Consider the following 15,516-nt stretch of genomic DNA (forward strand, 5'->3'; position numbering starts at 1 on the left):
GGCCTCACCCCGCGGACAGTAAGCGCTTAGCTGAGCATCGGCGGCGGCTTTCTGACGGTAGTTCCACAAGACTATCGCCGGCAAGCCGCCGCTTTCTTTTTGGCGGGGCCGGCGTCACAGCTCACTAGGAGTTTGCGATGTCAGCACTCGCTGAACTGCAGAAGAAGGGTAAAGATCTCGCGGTCACGCTGCGCCAGTACGGCGAACGCTTCAACGCCAACAACAAGGCGTGGAAGGACGGCGAAGAGGCGAAGGCGTGGGAGAAGATGAACGCAGACTACGATGCCGTAGTCGCGGAGATGAACACGCTGCAGGCCGCGGTCAACGTGCAGGCCCGCCTCGATCGTCTCAATCAGCAGGAAAGCGAGCTGCTGAACGGCAACTTCAATCCGCTTCCGAACAACTCGGGAACGCTCCGCGGCGGCGCCGGCGGTCGCGACATGCTGGGCGGCGGCGACGAACAGCCGACCGAACAGCACTACGCCCAAGCGCTCGCGGGCTGGATGCGCTACCAGGTTGGTAAGAACCTGACGCGCAGCCAAAAGGAAGCGGTTGCCAAAACTGGCATCAGCCCGCGGCAACGGCAGCTGAAGTTCAAGAGCCCGTCGACCGAGTACATCAACGGCTTGGCTCACAAGTACTCGTCGACTCACCCGTCGAAGATCGACGTGCGCAATCCGGCGGCGTTCTACAACGCACCCATGACCGTGGGTACCGGTTCGTCCGGCGGCTTCATCCGGATCCCGGAGTCGATGCAGACGGCGCTTGAAATCAACATGCTCGCCTTCGGCGCCATGGCGCAAGTCGCAGAGCTCATGGTCACGCAAACGGGCGAGCCGTTCTCTTGGCCGACTGCTGACGACACCGGCAACACCGGTGTTCAAATCGGTGAAAACTCCGACGTGGCCAACGCCGGCGCCGGCGGCCCGATTCCGACGATCGGCAAGTTGACCTGGAATGCCTATAAGCTTTCCAGCCAGGCGATTCTCGTGCCGTACGAATTGCTTGAGGACAACGTCGTCAATCTGCCGAAGGTGCTCGGCGACATGATGGGCGAGCGTATCGGCCGCTTCCGCAACACCCGTTACACGACGGGCACCGGGAGCAGCCAGGCTCGCGGCATCCTGACCGCGGCGTCGCTGGGCGTCACGGCCGCGAGCGCGACCGTCATCGCTCCGGACGAGATCTACGATCTGCAGCATTCGGTGGATCCCGCCTACCGGATCGGCGCCTCGTTCATGTGCGCTGACACCGTGCTTCTCCATCTTCGTAAGAAGAAGGATTCGCAAGGGCAGTACCTGTGGCAGTCGGGCTTCAACAGCGGCGTGCCGGACACGCTCGCCGACGCCCCGATCGTCGTCAACCAAGCGATGCCCGCGATCGCGACCGGCAACAAGACGCTGCTGTACGGCCAGCTCTCGCGCTACAAGATCCGCCGCGTCAACGGCTTCCGCCTTTATCGGCTGGAAGAACGCTACCGCGACACGGATCAAGACGGCTTCATCTTGCTTCTGCGCGAGGACGGCAACTTGCTGTCGGCCGGCACGGCGCCGGTGAAGTATCTGCAGCAGCTGTAATCCGTCGTCTCGTTTCGTTTTGCACCTGGCCGGCGGCGAGCTCCGCCGCCGGCCAGTTTTGTTTGCTTGCTCAGCTCTCACGCGTTTAAGGATCCACTGCTATGGCGAAAGCCGCTGAAAACAAGCCGCCGGAAAATGCCGCGGCCAAGGGGAAAATCCGTTTCAAGCTCACGCACAACTGCCGCCGGCCGGGGTGCGAGGGTGACATCGACGAGATCGTCGAAGTCACCAAGGAAGACCTGGCGTACTTAGTCGAGCGTGGCGGCGGCTACGAAGTCGACGCCGCCGGCGTCGCGATCCCGGTGAAGGAAGAAGCGTAAAGGTTTCGCGTTCATGAATTACGGGCTCATTCAAATCACTCCCCCCGGTGCGGAGCCTCTCGACCTGGCCGAGGTCATGAAGCACTGCAACGAGTGGGATGATTCGAATGGCCCGTACATTCAGAACGTCATGATCCCTTCCGCCCGTCAGCGGGCGGAAATCGAAACCGGCCGTCAGCTCATCACGGCGACGTGGAAGCTAACGCTTCCGCGATTCCCGTGCGACGTCATCCTCCTGCCGAAAGGCAGGGTGCAATCGGTTGAAGAGATCAAGTATGTCGCGCCCGACGGAACCGAAACCATCCTCGACGACGAGCTCTGGCGATTGCTCGACGATCGCGAGCCAGCCGAGATCGAACCCGTCGACTACTGGCCTGCCACCCATTGCCGCCGCCGCAGTGCAGTCTCAATCAAATTCCGGGTTGGGTACGGCGATGCGGCTGAAGACGTTCCCCACCTGTTGAAGGCGGGAATGCTGATGGCCATCGGCCACTGGTATGAGAACCGGCAAGAGGTGCTCACCGGAACGATCGCCACGCTGATTCCCAAAAGCGCGTCGGACATCTTCGAACAACATCGCGTCGGCGACGATTACGTCAACTACGAAAAGGGCGGGTGATGGCGACGGCGATCGGCGAGCTTCGCAACAAGATCAACTTCTGCACTCCCAACGAAACTCGCGACAAGAGCGGGCAAGTCGTCCAGGACGTCGCAGATCCGTGGACGCGACTGCATCGCAAAGTTCCGGCCATGTTCGCCGAGGTTTCCGGCGGGCAGATGGTGCACGACTTACAGACCAAGACGGAGACGACGGCCGTCTTCGTCCTCCGCTACATCCGCGGCCTGCAGGAAACGATGCTCATCGAACTGTTCAATGACGTCGTCGAGGTTGACGGCGGTCGGGTGGAGAAGTTCCGCCAATTCGAGATTGTGACCATCCACGATCGCGAGGGGCGGCGGAAGTGGAACGTGATCGAAGCGAAAGAAGTGAAGTAGGTGGGCTACTACAAACGAGCGAGCGGCGACGGAGCGTCAAGCACGCCCGCCGTTTCGTTCGGAAAAAGTGACTCCAAGCGAAAGATCCGCATTGCGCTCACGGGGCTCGTCGAGCTCGATCGGCAGCTGCAGGAACTCGCCAACGAGACCAACGCCCGAGGCATCAACAAAACAATGCGGCGACTGTGCCGCGAAGCAGTCAAGCAAATCGTCAAACCGGCCGTGCTCGAGCTGATGCCGTGGGACACCGGGTTCCTGGAATCGCAGCTCACCGTACGGGCGACCAGGCGATCGCGGACGTCGGTCGGATATCGGATCGGGTTTCCTGACGATTCGCTGTTCGCCGGCGACACGTACTACGGCGGGTTCATCGAGTTTGGCTGGGATCACTTCGGCGGCGTCCACGTCGAAGCGGACTCATTCCTAAGGCGAGCCTTATACCCGAATCAAGACAGGATTGTGGCGTTCGTGCGCGAAGGCATGCGGGCGTGGTTGGCGGAGCTAAACGCTCAAACTTGATGAGTGACGTTTCTGACATCGACGACGATACCGACGTCGCGGAGCTCATGCAGCTTCACGCGATGAAGGATCGCCGTTTGCGCACGCTCATCGGCGATCGCTTCCGCCCCGGCGCCTTGCACGAGAAAGACGAGCGGCCAGCGGTTTGGTACGAGACGACGCAGTCAGATCCAAACCACGACTTGGAGGGAGCGAGCGGATCAGCGCAATCTCGCGTGCGTTTCGGTTGCTGCGGCAACTCGCAGCGAGAAGCGAAGGCGGTGGCGAAGATCATTCGCGATCTGTTCGACGGATTCACCGGCTACATCGACGACGCGGAGACGGTCGAGATCTCCGACTGCATTCTCGACAACAAGTGGGATACACGCGAGAAGCCCACCGCCGGCAGTGCGAAGTGGGCGTTCACGCGCAACGTCGATTTCATCGTCACGCATTCCGAGCCAGTTCCAAGCCTTACGGTCGTTCCTGAAGACGAGCCTTTTGAAGAGGAGTAATTGAATGGGTGTCACCGGACAAAAAGGCACGCTCGTTTTTACGACCGTCGCTGTTGCTCTGAAGATCATCGAGATCGAGCCGTCGACGGAGGAAGTGTCGGACATCGCCTGTCCGGACCTGAGCCTCAATGTCGGCGACGGCGTGCCGTACGAACCAGGCGATCTGGTTGAAGGCGGCACCTATCGCGTCTTGCTCGCCGACGATCAGAACACGCAGTTCGTCCACGCCAATAGCGCGTCGACAGGAGCGACGTTCAAGAAAGCGAAGGGGCTTAAACAGACCGTCACTTGGACGAAGCCCGTCGCCACCGGCAACTCGACGGGAGCGACACGCGCGTTCACCGGCTACATCAAGAGCGTGAAGGAAAGCCTTCAGGGAACCAGCGTGCGCTGCACGATCGAGCTGATTGTGAAGGTCGCCGGCACGATCACGAAAGTTGCCGGCACCGTTTAATCCGCCGCGGCCGCGGCGGCCATCCAATCAAATTCAGCACGGGAGAAGCCATCATGGCGAAGGCAACAGCGAAGCCGGAAGAGCAAGGCGACATCGGCTCGATGACGGAAATCAAACTGAACTCTCGGCACGCCGAGTCGGCGGACCTATACGAGATTCTCGTTGGCGGCCGGCGCGTCGCCTACGTGATCGACGAGGCCCCGTTCCCGATCACGCCGTTGCCGAAGGGTTCCGCTAAGCAGCCGACGCTGACGAATCAAGAGTGGCTCGTCGTCGCCGAGAAAGCTCGCGGCGAGATGGAGCGGATCGTCAAAGAGCGCACTGCCGAGGGCGGCGAGCTCGATCGCATCTTCGCCGGGATGTAGTCGCCGGCCGCGTCGCGTTTTCCACACCAGCACCCGCAGAGTGTTTGCCATGTCCCTGACAATTGACCAAGTACTGGCGGCCAAAGATCGCCAGATGATCACGGTGAAATGCCCCGAGTGGGAGGGCGACGTCTGCCTGCTGCCGTTCAGCGGCGACGAGCGGGACTGGTACGACCAGATGATGAATAAGAAGCGTTATCCGGTCGACGACAACGGTAAGGTCAGCACCGAGCTTGCCGACTGGCGCGGCGTTCGGGCGGCATGCATTGCGAAGGCGTGGTGCAACGAGAACGGCGTCAAGCCGGAGACGCCGATCACGGAACTGCAGATCCTCGCGCTCGGCACGAAGAGCGGCGCCCCGATCGATCGCTGTTACGAAGCACTCGCGAAGGCGAGTGGCCTCGCCGCCAACTCCGCGGAGGACGCGGAAAAAAACTTGAAGCCCGCCCAGAAAGGCAAGCCTGGGTAGAGCTCTCCCTACTGATGCGCATGCCGTTGTGGAAGCTGCAGCGCGAGATCTCCAGCGAAGAGTTCACGGAGCTGCTCGCCTTCAAGCGGCTTTATACCTGGCAGCCTGATCTCTGGTTCGGGCTGCAGCGGCATGCGTTCGTTGCCCGCGGCGGCGACCTTAAAGATTTCGTGCCGATCAAACCGGACGAAACGGCGAGCGATCGCAAGACGCAAGCGGCCGAAGATCAGATGGACGCCGACAGCGACGGAGGATGGTAAGTGTCAATCGGGCGTCTCAGCGTTACGGCCGCGGCCGAGATCGGCGAATTCAACGCCGGCATCGCCAACATGCGCGCCGGCATCGCTACGATCCCGCCGGCTGTGGGCGTCGTGTCCGCCTCGTTCGATCGTTGGGATGATGCGGTCAAACGGTCGGGGCTGAACTTCAACGAGTATGTGAAGAAGCTCGCGCCCGATTTGCTGGAGGTGAAGAAAGTTCCGAAGGAACTCGACAAGATTCATCCCGTCCTGCAGAAGCTAATGCAAGGCGTCGGCATGTTTTCTCCGCAACTGGCGGGGATCGCGACGGCGGCCGGCATCGCTGTCGCCGGCGTCGGCCTGGCCAAGGTTGCGTTCGGTCAGCTGCAGGAAGCGATGACGCGACTCGACGAGATGAACGACAAGTCGAGTCGGCTCGGCATCGATCCTGAGCAGCTCGCTCGGCTGGGCTATGCCGCGAAGATGAGCGGCTCCGATCTCGATACGATGGGCGCCGGCCTCGCGCAGCTCAACCGCCGCGTTTCGGAGGCGGCGACCGGTACCGGCAAAGCCGCGGGCGCGCTCAAAGAACTGGGGCTCGACGCCGCGAAGATTAACGGCTTGTCGGTAGAGGAGAAGTTCGCGTCGATCGCCGACAAGATTGCCGCGATTCCCAACCCGGCCGACCAAGCGCGGCTCGCCTTCAAGCTCTTCGGCTCGCAGGGCTTGGAGTTGATGGACACGCTCCGCCTCGGCGGCGAAGGCCTTGCCAAGTATGCGGCCGACGCCGAGCGTCTGGGAATCGTCGTCAGTAAGACTGATCTCGAGAAGATCGGCGAAGCGAACGACGCAATGGATCGGCTGCGATTCGCGGCAGAGGGCGCTGCCAATACGTTCGCCGTCGAGATGGCGCCCGCCATCACGAAGTCGCTGAATCTGATCACCGACTACGTGACGTCGGATCACTTCAAAACATTCATGAAGATCGCCAACCCGGCGCTATTCCTGAACCTTGGCGGCGGCGACGAGCAGGGCGGCGGCGAAGCGGCGGCGAAGAAAGCGGCGGCGGAAACCGCGGCCGCCGCGGCCAAGGTCCAGGCCGAGTCGTTGGCTGCGGCCGAGAAGACCACCGAGGAATACCAGAAGCAAGTCGCGGAGCTGCAACGACAGGCGAGGGTTTCCCGATACGGCGAGACCTCGGTCAAGTACACCGAGGACCAGATCAAATACGGACGCATTCGCGCCGATCAGCTGGCGGCGGAACGCCGCAACGCAGCTGCTGCAGCCGAGGAAGACAAGCAGCGGAAGAAAGCAGAAGCCGACGCCGAGCAGGCTCGCAAGGACAAGATCAAAGAGAGCGAGAAGCAACGCCAGGAGCAAGAGCGCAAGCACATGGAGAATATCCGCAAGGATGAAGAGACCATGCAAAAGCTTCGCGATCGCGTCCGCGACTTCGGCAAATCCGATCTGCAGAAAGAGCGAGATCAAACGCTCCGCGGCCTGGAAGATCCTGCGCAACGTACCGAGGCGGAGAAGCACTTCGCAACGTTGAAGCGGCTGCAGGGGAATGACGATCGCCTCAAGGCTCTCAAGGAAGATCGCAAAGAACTGGAGAGCCGCAGCGGCAAAGACAAGATCCTCGACGCCCGCTCCGTCGAAGGTTGGTCGCAACTGCGATCCAACGTGAAGGATCTGCAAATCGTGAAGCTCGATCGACAGATCGAACTGATGGAAGAAAACAATCGCCTCCAGCAGGAAAAGGCGCGGGGCACCGTGATCAATTTCTAATGGCTGTCATCGGAAGCAAGTTGATTGATTGCGGCGGCGGCCTCGACAGCAAGGGCCAGTTCACGCACTGGGCGAAGTTCCGCGTCTTCTGCAACGCCCGCGACGACACCGATATGGAGGTGCTGTTCGGAGCTGCGCTCGCGCTGCCCGATCCTATCCCGTCTTGGAAGGCGAGTTACGTGCTGCTCGGATCGTCTGATCCAAACGCGTTCGCGCAAGAATTCACGGCGGTCCGCGAGAGCGTCAAGGACAACGCCTGCATTTGGCTCGTGACGGTGAACTGGTCGCCCAGTGAAAGCGACCCCGACGACGATTGGACGAATGATCAGGATCCGCTGCTCAAGCCGATCATCATCGACGGCTACGAGGAAGAGATCCAGGAAGTCTGCGACGTCGGCTGGAATGACGAAGAGCTGCCGGGCATCGGTCGCGACGCCGACACGTTCGGCGCCATCGTCACGGCCGCGGGCAAGCAGCCTGGCACGCCGTTCACCAAACGCCGACGGCTGCCGGGGTTAATCTTCGAAAAGCCGTTCAAGGATTTGCCGGGCAACGACGCTCTCACGCAGATCATGACGCTTGCGAACTCGCACACCGACACGCTCTGCAATGCGACGTTCTACGGCGGCGGAGCTGGGAAGGTGATCTGCCGCAGCATCGAGCCGAGTAAGCTCCTTTTCGCCGGCAACAAAAAGTATCGTATCGCAACGATTCGCGTTTTGTACAACGAGCGCGGCCACTCATTCCCGATGGTGAATTGCGGCTTCGATCATTTGAAGGCGAAAGACGGTGGCGGCTTTGAACTTGTTCAGGCGACGCGCAAGCCCGATACACCTGGCGGCCAACCGCGGCTGGTGACCGAACCGGTCAATCTCAAGCTCGATGGCACGCTCGCCGGCGACGACGAGATGGGCACGATCATCAACTGGCGGACGTCGCCGAAAACCGACTTTACTCTCCTCGGCGTGGGGACGGGTTAATGAGCGTTGGGTTCACACCACGCGGAGCTCGGCGAGTTATCGCAGCCACTGTCGGTTGGGAGCGAGGGACGACCGTCGATGCGTTTCCTCCTAAGCGCCCACGAATCGTGCGCGATAGCGAAGGCGGCGGCCAGGAGATCATTTACGGTCTGCTAGTCAAGACGATCGACGCCAACAGTGCGTTGTATGGAGCCGTCTATTTGTACGACCTGCCGGCCGGCGGGTGGTTCACAGCCAGGCTCGACGCAGACGGTGAGCTTGTCACCTGGACGGGCTGTAACCCTTCGCTCTACTCCGCGATTCGCGGCGACGTCGTCACGCCGATCCGCGTGTGGGGCGTCGCGCACACGCTCGATAGCGTGCCGAACCCTGATTACGACTCAGAGGATGAGGAATCCGAGGAGTATTTCTACAACGTACCGGCGTTCATGATACTCGGCTTCATCGACCCGTTGGCGGCCGCGGACGGATTCGTTCTCAACCCCGACAACGATCGCGGCCAGTTGCTCATGCACCACGATGGCTCGAAGGCGACCGTCGCCGAGGGCGGCCCGTGCGGCGACGAGGGAGGCTAGCGCATGGCTGCGGAACCTCTCATCGGCCCCGACGACAAACCGATTATCAACCTGTTCGACTTGCCGAAAATCTGCGGCAAGCCCGTGCCGGAGGGGCATCCATGTTGCGATCTCTGTGACGATTGGATGCTCTGCCTACGCCGCACGCCGCTGGAACTGACGATTCCGGGGCTCGACTTCTCGGCGTGGCTGCCGAAAGTTTCCATGTCGGCCGACAAGGTGTTGGCGGCGAACGCCGTTTACGCTGCGCAATTCAGCGACTCGGACGGCACCGACGAATGGAACGGCACCTACCTCGCGTTCCCGCATAAGGCGACCGGCGAGAGCAACACCGGCGGCACGCAGCTCACCGACGGGGACTGCGGCTTTCGCGACGCCGCTACGTTCTGCCGGAACCCCTGGAGCTGGTACGGCGATTGGGAGGGCGGCTGGTACGGGATGGGAGCGTGGGGCTGGTTCGGTTGGTGGTGGGGCTACTACTACGGTTTAGACGCCGGCGACTACACGTTCGATTCGTGGTATGACGTTTTCGGCGGCTACTTCAGCTACGCGAGCAGCCGATTTGAGGCGACGCATCACACGAACACGCCGCGCACCGTCTACGCTCCGGCCGCCAAGTACGGCAAAAACAAAGAGTTCTACATCGATTGCAAGGTCGCCTGTCGCCTCAACGAAGAGGACCAGCCCTGCCTGCAGTTCACGCTGCTGCTGCGGATGCAGTTCGAGAAAGCCGCCGCCGGCGTCGTCGGCTGCCAGAATGAAACGCTTGGGGTCGACGCCTGCGACGCCGACATTATCGCCGAGCGCGAAGGCAACTGGGACGGCGAGGCGTACAACTATTGCGTCCCGCTCGCCGTGACCGACTTGATTCCGCTAGCCGATTTGGCGTGGGAGGACCTGCAAGACGCCATCAACTTCAACATCATCCCGCCGCCAGTGTGGGAGGAAGTCGATCTTCACGATATAGACCCCGCGTATCCCGTCGATACGAACATCTGGATGGTGACCGGCGGCAGTTACGGCGGGGCCGCGTTCCCTGAGTTCGGCGGCTACCGGGCGGTCGGCTGGGTGATCGATGGCGGCGTCTCGGAAGGCCCGTGTCGCGAGGAAGCGATTCGATGCGGCGGCGGCGATGTGGAGCCGCCGGCTCCGACGTTCGCTCACGGTCACCACCGCGACGGCCTGCTCGATTGCGATGAAGGGCCATGGGTGGCGGAAGGTCTGATCACCGGGACCTACTACGCCTACAACGAAGTCTGCGTCCCCGACCCGATCACCTTCAACGACGGTCCCTGCACGGTTCGCGTCGTCACCGAGAACTGCAAAGTTCCCGACGGCTGCAAGACGTGCGCTCCCGATCCGGAGAAGCCCTATATCAGAGTGCCCGTCGTGTTTGGGTTTCGCGCGAGCGGCGGCGATTGCACGAAGACGCTCACGCCGTTTATCACGGCCTGCAAGACGATCGCGAAGATCTACTGGAGCGACGGGCAGACGAGCACCGGGCTCGACCCGATCACCCACACGATCCGCAACAATGCGAACAGCGGCGACAGCAAGCGAGATTCGATCACGGCGCTCGCGGTTACGACGGATGGTTGTTACTACTGCTACACCGGCAGCATGTCGTGCGGCTGCTGCGAAGTCACCGGCGGCGGCCTCACCGTGACGTCACTTGCGGGTTGCAAGTGGCAACTGTGCGCCTCGATCGAGCCGCATCCGTTCGGCAGCAACTGCTACGGCCGAACGCCCGTTATCGAGTACCAGTATGACGATGTGGTCGGCCAGCTCACCGACGGCCAGTGCGTCGAGATCGAGCCGGCGACGTCGTCGACGATCCTGCGCTGGCGCTTCCGCGACTACAGCGACGGCTGTGCGCACGATGAAGTGATCGTGCCGCTCAAATGTATCCAGTGTCTGCCCTGCTGCCTGGGATCAAATCGCCGCGTTTACCTGACGCTCGCCGGATGGGCGGAGTTCGAAAACTGCGGCGGCTGCTTGAGCCTGAACGGCGTCTACCTGATGAAGCTCGGCGAGCGCGGCGATTGCACGTTTGACTACGGAACGCTCACGGGCGACGACGACGGCCATATCTTTGGTTGCGAACAAGTTGGCGGCGAGTCCTATTTTGTTATTTACGGTCTCGTTTATTGCCACATTGAAGACGATCGCCTGTTAATCGGCGTGACAATTATTATCGAAGGCGGCGGAGCGCACGCGGTTTATTCCAAGGAGTGGGACATGGGTCCGTGGGACCCGATCGGCGATCCGGTTTTTGGCGGCTTCCCCGTAGATTGCAGCATCATCCAGGGTGACATTCCGCTGGATTCGTTTAATTCCTACGCCGGCGGTTGCAACCCGTTTCCCTCAAGCGTGTTCCTGGAAACAGAATGGGTCTAACGCACACACTACTTGCCCCCGGACGCTACGAGCACCGCTGCCCCGCATGCGGATTCTCCGTCGTCGACAAGTACCCGGAGATCCGGGCGAACTGCAACTGCAAGCAGCCGGCCGGCCCGCCGCGGCCGTGCGCCCATCTGGGCAAGGCGACGGGCGAATTCTTCCCGCCGAAAGATGGCGCCGGCGACCTGGCAGAAAAGGTGCTCAGCTCGATCGGCATCACCAAGAAACGATTCGCCGACACGATGGCCCTATTCGTGGAAGTCGAGCGCGACGAGCAAGGTGGTTGCGGCGGCTGCGGAAAACGTCAACGCGGAGTGAACTGGGTTGGCGACAAGCTCGGCGTCGGCCGCAACAGTCGCGAGCTGCTGACGGTGCTGGGCCTTGAGGACGGCCAGAATCTGCCGCTCTACGAATGCGGCGTCCACGGCGTCTGCATCCAGACTCGCGAGTTCGCCGCGATCGACGGCACGCCGGCCGGCTGCCGTTGTCCGCAGTACATGTCCGCCCATCAGGAAAATGCCGCCCTGCCCCGTAGCCTCGGAAGAGCTCACGCAGCTCTACCAGCTCCATTCTCCCGAGGCGACCATGGCCCAAGCACGCAAGCCCGCCGCGCAGGCGGCGACGAAGCCGACCCGCAAAACCTTCGAAGCCTATCTGAAAGCCCGCGAGAATCGCCTGGCGAAGAGTCGGGAGGCGGGAGCCTTCGAACGACAGGAGAAGCGGCTGGCGGCGGAAATCACCCGTTACATTGAGCAAGAGGGCGGGCCGGAACGGATCGTCAAATGCTGCGGCCATCGGGCGTCGATCACCACAGAGCCCGGCCGCGTGTCCTGGGCGCAGGAGTTCGAGCGAGCGATGGGGCATGACGAAGCGGAGCGGCTTCGCCAGCACCCGCCGGATTCGGACAAGCTCAACGTCGTCGCGTTATGAACCAGTTGCCGTTGCAATTTGATGCCCCTGCCCCGCGGCGCCGTCGTCAGGCGGCGCCGCGTCGCAAACGCCCCAGCTTGCGCCAGGAGCTCGAAGCGCGAGTCGCGACGCTCGCCAAGTTCTCTCCCGCCCGCCGCCTGCAGGAAGCAAACCAGGAGCTCCTGCAGCAACGCCGCCACGATTGAACTTCGAGGCGGCTTCTCTTTTCGGCGCAAAATCAAAGGACTGAAAATCCATGTGTCGCCGGTTCGATCCCGGCTCTGTCCACTTATATTTGCGGTCTGCTACCTAGACTGCTACCTCGGTCGTCCCGTTCTCGACGACACGCCATAGCTCATCGGCCGTGGCTTCGGCATTCTGGCCGACGTAGAAACGCATCGTCGTCTCGATGCTCTCGTGCCGCAGGAGCTCTCGTAGAACTGTCGGCATGACGCGACGGGACCACCGGAAGCCAAGGCTGCGGATAAGATCGTGAGCGGTGGCGAACTGCGAGACCGTCTCTGGCTGGCCATCAGCCCCTTCGAGCCCTTCGCGCGTCCGGTCTCTTTGATCCTCACACCAGCCGCCTCGCCCACCGCGGCGAACATCCTACAGGCGGCGTGGAGCGCCCGTAGCGTCCCATTGTGGAACCAGAACGCCACTCCCCTGCTCCGTCTGCAAGAACCGTGTCGAGTAGTTGGGCGTACTCCGGCGCCATCGTCGTGTTGACTTGCGCGAGCTTGCCCGGTCGGAATTTCCGCTCAAACACGTTGAACGTCGAATCGTAGGCGAGCGCCGTCGACTCACGCGGGCCGCTCATCACGTTGCGATCGAAGTGATTGCGGAACTCCTCCCAAGTCATCTTAGACGGACGCTTGTACCGTCCTTCGCGAAGCTCCGCCTCTCGTTTCGCCGCGGCGCGGTCCGCTTCCTTCTCATCCTTCGTGCCCGTCGAGCGCGCGATCTGCCGTCCGCTGTCGGGGTACTTATCCCGCATCATCAGCCGAGTGCGGTCGGGGTACTTCACAACGTGTACTTTGATGTCTTCCATTGGTGGGTCTCCAAAGGGTTTGGGGTTAGAATCAGCGGAATGGACGCGATTACCAAAATTGGATTGTTTGGGTTGTTTGTCTCGGCCCTTCTGTCGCTGCTGATCTGCTTCGTGGTCGCGATCATACGGAAGCGGTTCACGGTGCGAATGCTTTTCGTGGCGGTCACCGCCGCCTGCGTCTTGGCTGCGTTTCTTACAAGTGCCCGCGAAGCGGCCCGGCGTAACGCCATCAGGAACATTGAAATAGAAAGGAAGCGATACGAGACTTGGCGGACGAATATGACGCCGCTCGAATACCAGCGAGCGATGGATCAGCTTGATGCTCGCGCCGTGGAATGGGGCGCGGGCAAACAACCCTGATGGCAGCCACGGTCTGCACCCCCGGTCCCGCTCCCAGCCCGGCCACTTCCCGGGCCTTCCTGCTCATCGCCAACGAAAACGGGCTGATTCGGTCCCGGTTGGTCTACAGCAATCTACGGATTTCTGGATGTTGGTTTGCGGTTGGCTTCCGCCCTCGCTACTCTGAAGCCGTCCTCCCTGCCGGAACGGGGAGACGACAACTCTTCAACTCTGGAACGGAGAAGGCTCATGATCGCGCAGCGACTCGTCCTCACCATTTTCTCCACTGCGACGCTGATGTTTCACTCTGTTGCAGCGGCTCAAACGACACCGCTCGCAACGACCATCGTGCGAGTCGGATTCCATCCGGAGCAAAATGCGTTTGAGATTGAAGCCACGTCTGGTTTTGTTAACACAATCACTGCTCCTGACGGTACAGTTTTCCGTACCAGGCCGGGCGATGTCGTGGGCGGCCTCAGTGAAAGCGGGCTACTAAATCGATTTGCGGGTAACTGGTCCATTCGAGATCCGCTGACGGGTTGGCAATATCGCTTCTCAGTTACGGGTGAGCAGTTGGCGGCAACGCTTCCCGTACCCGAGATAATTAGCCCCGCAGATGGTGCGCGCTTACCGGCGATCTTTGAAATTCAACACACTGGCGATGGCCATGCCCTCGCTGGTGTAACCGCAGGTGGAAAGGAAAGCTTTATCAACTACGCCTTTAATCGACAGGTCAACGAATCACGTCGACAGCCGGGAAGCTTTCCAATCTCTGCTACCGACTGGGCTTTCAACTACAATCGAGTGATTCTCGGCCCTGCCACTCCAATCGGCGACGCTGTGCGCAGTGACATTGTTGCAGTCGTTAATATGTCCTTCTCCACTCCGCGAAACTGGACCATCGGCGTGCCGGAACCTACGTCGATGTTGATGGCAAGTTCTGGCTTACTCGGCCTCGCCGCCCTCCGCCGTCGCAAATAACCCCGCCGCCTGCCCGCGGCGAGTGGTTACCCGAAACCTCGCCGCTTTCCGCGAGCACCTTAGTCGACGTCTTGCAACGACGTTATTGGGCGCTGCACCTTCGCAAATGCAGTCGCCCTACGACTTCGCGAAGTCGGCGACCGTGCCGAGGCTGCTCCCCGGCACGGCGTCGACTTGCGAACTTCTATTTTAGACACTTCAATCGGTAATCTGCCGCAGCTTAGAGAAGCGGCCAACTTGATGGAGAGACCATCCGATTCACTAAACGCGGAATTCTCCGCAGGATTGTCTTTCGTTGCTCTACCGCCCTCGCCCCGACCGCAAACTAGCGTTTACGGCGCACTGAAGCTAACAACGCGGGGCCAATTGCAGCGATTAGCAATGAGGACGCCGGCTCTGGAACCGCATCCGCTGGAATGTATTCCACAGCGGTCTGTCGGCCGAACCAAAGTCGTGTTGTGACCTGATAGATGGGTTCAACGGGAGGCGTCACGACGTTCGATATCAGATTGCTTAAATTCTGACTTTCGGTGGTAGCGAAGCGAAGGCGTGCGCTGCTGTCGTAACTTTTTCCGAAGACGTACTGAAGCTTTCCGGGATCAATAAATGTTGACTTGAAGCCTGCTACTTGGCTCGCGCCGCCGGAATAAGCGCTGCTCGGCTGGTTCCAAGTTATCGTCAACGGACTGGTGACGACGCTCAAGCTTGACGGCGATACTGTCGGGAATTGAGGCGTTAGTTCTTCATAAACGGGCGACGAAATCGTAAAGCCGTATTCCTGCGTGTCTGAAGGGTCTGTCTTCGATGTGGAAACAAATTTCCAATCGCCAACGCTTTCGCCAACCAACGCATCCCAACTTTGGAATTCCAAGTACCCAAAGTTCGCGATGGGCTTACCCGTGGGCGTGATCAAATACTCAGAGCGTGAGAACGTCAGTCCGGCTGCTCCGTCGAGACGATACGTGATCTCGCCTGAGGGATTGCGACGCTCGGTTAACGAAACGCTAATGAGCGTTGGAACCGCCGCGAGGGAGACGGCTTGTAAGACAGCCAACATCGT

At 60.9% G+C, this 15,516-nt stretch carries 22 protein-coding genes; 18 read left to right on the forward strand and 4 right to left on the reverse strand.

The features are described 5' to 3' along the window. Window positions 1–137 precede the first annotated feature (137 nt). The 14 genes from ACQY7R_RS01860 (at window position 138) to ACQY7R_RS01925 (ending at window position 11,173) form a co-directional block, all read left to right on the forward strand. Window positions 138–1,577, forward strand: a complete 1,440-nt coding sequence (locus ACQY7R_RS01860; protein ID WP_428303902.1) for a phage major capsid protein — start codon at window positions 138–140, stop codon at window positions 1,575–1,577. 101 nt (window positions 1,578–1,678) lie between these two features. Beyond that, entirely contained in the window at window positions 1,679–1,897 is a 219-nt protein-coding gene (locus tag ACQY7R_RS01865) for a hypothetical protein (protein ID WP_428303903.1), read from the forward strand. Window positions 1,898–1,910: 13 nt separating this feature from the next. Further along, window positions 1,911–2,516, forward strand: a complete 606-nt coding sequence (locus tag ACQY7R_RS01870) for a head-tail connector protein (RefSeq protein ID WP_428303904.1) — start codon at window positions 1,911–1,913, stop codon at window positions 2,514–2,516. After that, window positions 2,516–2,893, forward strand: a complete 378-nt coding sequence (locus tag ACQY7R_RS01875) for a head-tail adaptor protein (protein WP_428303905.1) — start codon at window positions 2,516–2,518, stop codon at window positions 2,891–2,893. Before ACQY7R_RS01870 ends, ACQY7R_RS01875 begins: the two co-directional genes overlap by 1 nt. Next, window positions 2,894–3,412: a hypothetical protein gene (locus ACQY7R_RS01880; RefSeq protein WP_428303906.1), complete on the forward strand. Its 519-nt coding sequence runs from the start codon at window positions 2,894–2,896 to the stop codon at window positions 3,410–3,412. It abuts the gene before it with no gap. Next, a complete protein-coding gene (locus ACQY7R_RS01885; protein WP_428303907.1) occupies window positions 3,412–3,906 on the forward strand; it encodes a hypothetical protein in 495 nt (164 codons plus the stop codon). Before ACQY7R_RS01880 ends, ACQY7R_RS01885 begins: the two co-directional genes overlap by 1 nt. A 4-nt stretch (window positions 3,907–3,910) precedes the next feature. Then, complete coding sequence (locus ACQY7R_RS01890; RefSeq protein WP_428303908.1) at window positions 3,911–4,360, forward strand: hypothetical protein; 450 nt, start codon at window positions 3,911–3,913, stop codon at window positions 4,358–4,360. Between the two features lie 53 nt (window positions 4,361–4,413). Further along, window positions 4,414–4,725: a hypothetical protein gene (locus ACQY7R_RS01895; protein WP_428303909.1), complete on the forward strand. Its 312-nt coding sequence runs from the start codon at window positions 4,414–4,416 to the stop codon at window positions 4,723–4,725. A 49-nt stretch (window positions 4,726–4,774) separates the two neighbouring features. After that, window positions 4,775–5,194: a hypothetical protein gene (locus tag ACQY7R_RS01900; RefSeq protein ID WP_428303910.1), complete on the forward strand. Its 420-nt coding sequence runs from the start codon at window positions 4,775–4,777 to the stop codon at window positions 5,192–5,194. Window positions 5,195–5,214: 20 nt separating this feature from the next. Continuing rightward, a complete protein-coding gene (locus ACQY7R_RS01905) occupies window positions 5,215–5,454 on the forward strand; it encodes a hypothetical protein (protein ID WP_428303911.1) in 240 nt (79 codons plus the stop codon). Next, on the forward strand, window positions 5,455–7,221 hold the full coding sequence (locus ACQY7R_RS01910) for a hypothetical protein (RefSeq protein ID WP_428303912.1): 1,767 nt from the start codon (window positions 5,455–5,457) through the stop codon (window positions 7,219–7,221). Then, on the forward strand, window positions 7,221–8,201 hold the full coding sequence (locus ACQY7R_RS01915; RefSeq protein ID WP_428303913.1) for a hypothetical protein: 981 nt from the start codon (window positions 7,221–7,223) through the stop codon (window positions 8,199–8,201). The genes ACQY7R_RS01910 and ACQY7R_RS01915 overlap by 1 nt, the downstream gene beginning before the upstream one ends. A 107-nt stretch (window positions 8,202–8,308) precedes the next feature. Further along, window positions 8,309–8,776 (forward strand): hypothetical protein, encoded by a 468-nt coding sequence (locus ACQY7R_RS01920; RefSeq protein ID WP_428303914.1) that lies wholly within the window; start codon window positions 8,309–8,311, stop codon window positions 8,774–8,776. Window positions 8,777–8,779: 3 nt separating this feature from the next. Continuing rightward, complete coding sequence (locus ACQY7R_RS01925) at window positions 8,780–11,173, forward strand: hypothetical protein (protein ID WP_428303915.1); 2,394 nt, start codon at window positions 8,780–8,782, stop codon at window positions 11,171–11,173. A gap of 251 nt (window positions 11,174–11,424) precedes the next feature. Here the strand turns inward: ACQY7R_RS01925 and ACQY7R_RS01930 are convergent, their stop codons facing one another. Further along, window positions 11,425–11,727, reverse strand: a complete 303-nt coding sequence (locus tag ACQY7R_RS01930; RefSeq protein ID WP_428303916.1) for a hypothetical protein — start codon at window positions 11,725–11,727, stop codon at window positions 11,425–11,427. A gap of 34 nt (window positions 11,728–11,761) precedes the next feature. On the opposite strand from ACQY7R_RS01930, the gene ACQY7R_RS01935 reads away from it, so the two are divergent. Further along, window positions 11,762–12,106, forward strand: a complete 345-nt coding sequence (locus ACQY7R_RS01935; RefSeq protein ID WP_428303917.1) for a hypothetical protein — start codon at window positions 11,762–11,764, stop codon at window positions 12,104–12,106. After that, entirely contained in the window at window positions 12,103–12,291 is a 189-nt protein-coding gene (locus ACQY7R_RS01940) for a hypothetical protein (protein ID WP_428303918.1), read from the forward strand. Before ACQY7R_RS01935 ends, ACQY7R_RS01940 begins: the two co-directional genes overlap by 4 nt. A gap of 103 nt (window positions 12,292–12,394) precedes the next feature. Here the strand turns inward: ACQY7R_RS01940 and ACQY7R_RS01945 are convergent, their stop codons facing one another. After that, window positions 12,395–12,535: a hypothetical protein gene (locus ACQY7R_RS01945; RefSeq protein WP_428303919.1), complete on the reverse strand. Its 141-nt coding sequence runs from the start codon at window positions 12,533–12,535 to the stop codon at window positions 12,395–12,397. A 124-nt stretch (window positions 12,536–12,659) separates the two neighbouring features. Continuing rightward, window positions 12,660–13,136: a hypothetical protein gene (locus ACQY7R_RS01950; protein ID WP_428303920.1), complete on the reverse strand. Its 477-nt coding sequence runs from the start codon at window positions 13,134–13,136 to the stop codon at window positions 12,660–12,662. A gap of 39 nt (window positions 13,137–13,175) precedes the next feature. Between ACQY7R_RS01950 and ACQY7R_RS01955 the strand changes: the two genes are divergently transcribed. Both ACQY7R_RS01955 and ACQY7R_RS01960 read left to right on the forward strand, forming a co-directional pair. Continuing rightward, window positions 13,176–13,496, forward strand: a complete 321-nt coding sequence (locus ACQY7R_RS01955) for a hypothetical protein (protein WP_428303921.1) — start codon at window positions 13,176–13,178, stop codon at window positions 13,494–13,496. A 228-nt stretch (window positions 13,497–13,724) separates the two neighbouring features. Then, the gene (locus ACQY7R_RS01960; protein WP_428303922.1) at window positions 13,725–14,456 is read left to right on the forward strand and encodes a PEP-CTERM sorting domain-containing protein; all 732 of its coding nucleotides are present in this window, start codon (window positions 13,725–13,727) and stop codon (window positions 14,454–14,456) included. A gap of 325 nt (window positions 14,457–14,781) precedes the next feature. On the opposite strand, the gene ACQY7R_RS01965 is transcribed toward ACQY7R_RS01960, so the two are convergent. Continuing rightward, window positions 14,782–15,513 (reverse strand): PEP-CTERM sorting domain-containing protein, encoded by a 732-nt coding sequence (locus tag ACQY7R_RS01965; RefSeq protein ID WP_428303923.1) that lies wholly within the window; start codon window positions 15,511–15,513, stop codon window positions 14,782–14,784. Window positions 15,514–15,516 lie beyond the last annotated feature (3 nt).

It is taken from the genome of Lacipirellula sp. (assembly GCF_965279485.1).
In the GTDB taxonomy this organism is placed as follows: Bacteria; Planctomycetota; Planctomycetia; order Pirellulales; family Lacipirellulaceae; genus Lacipirellula.

Bases quoted from the DNA above. Each gene is read 5' to 3' on its own strand.
- ACQY7R_RS01860 (WP_428303902.1), top strand. From the start codon at position 138: ATGTCAGCACTCGCTGAACTGCAGAAGAAGGGTAAAGATCTCGCGGTC.
- ACQY7R_RS01865 (WP_428303903.1), top strand. From the start codon at position 1,679: ATGGCGAAAGCCGCTGAAAACAAGCCGCCGGAAAATGCCGCGGCCAAG.
- ACQY7R_RS01870 (WP_428303904.1), top strand. From the start codon at position 1,911: ATGAATTACGGGCTCATTCAAATCACTCCCCCCGGTGCGGAGCCTCTC.
- ACQY7R_RS01875 (WP_428303905.1), top strand. From the start codon at position 2,516: ATGGCGACGGCGATCGGCGAGCTTCGCAACAAGATCAACTTCTGCACT.
- ACQY7R_RS01885 (WP_428303907.1), top strand. From the start codon at position 3,412: ATGAGTGACGTTTCTGACATCGACGACGATACCGACGTCGCGGAGCTC.
- ACQY7R_RS01890 (WP_428303908.1), top strand. From the start codon at position 3,911: ATGGGTGTCACCGGACAAAAAGGCACGCTCGTTTTTACGACCGTCGCT.
- ACQY7R_RS01895 (WP_428303909.1), top strand. From the start codon at position 4,414: ATGGCGAAGGCAACAGCGAAGCCGGAAGAGCAAGGCGACATCGGCTCG.
- ACQY7R_RS01900 (WP_428303910.1), top strand. From the start codon at position 4,775: ATGTCCCTGACAATTGACCAAGTACTGGCGGCCAAAGATCGCCAGATG.
- ACQY7R_RS01905 (WP_428303911.1), top strand. From the start codon at position 5,215: ATGCCGTTGTGGAAGCTGCAGCGCGAGATCTCCAGCGAAGAGTTCACG.
- ACQY7R_RS01915 (WP_428303913.1), top strand. From the start codon at position 7,221: ATGGCTGTCATCGGAAGCAAGTTGATTGATTGCGGCGGCGGCCTCGAC.
- ACQY7R_RS01925 (WP_428303915.1), top strand. From the start codon at position 8,780: ATGGCTGCGGAACCTCTCATCGGCCCCGACGACAAACCGATTATCAAC.
- ACQY7R_RS01935 (WP_428303917.1), top strand. From the start codon at position 11,762: ATGGCCCAAGCACGCAAGCCCGCCGCGCAGGCGGCGACGAAGCCGACC.
- ACQY7R_RS01940 (WP_428303918.1), top strand. From the start codon at position 12,103: ATGAACCAGTTGCCGTTGCAATTTGATGCCCCTGCCCCGCGGCGCCGT.
- ACQY7R_RS01945 (WP_428303919.1), bottom strand. From the start codon at position 12,535: ATGCCGACAGTTCTACGAGAGCTCCTGCGGCACGAGAGCATCGAGACG.
- ACQY7R_RS01950 (WP_428303920.1), bottom strand. From the start codon at position 13,136: ATGGAAGACATCAAAGTACACGTTGTGAAGTACCCCGACCGCACTCGG.
- ACQY7R_RS01955 (WP_428303921.1), top strand. From the start codon at position 13,176: ATGGACGCGATTACCAAAATTGGATTGTTTGGGTTGTTTGTCTCGGCC.
- ACQY7R_RS01960 (WP_428303922.1), top strand. From the start codon at position 13,725: ATGATCGCGCAGCGACTCGTCCTCACCATTTTCTCCACTGCGACGCTG.
- ACQY7R_RS01965 (WP_428303923.1), bottom strand. From the start codon at position 15,513: ATGTTGGCTGTCTTACAAGCCGTCTCCCTCGCGGCGGTTCCAACGCTC.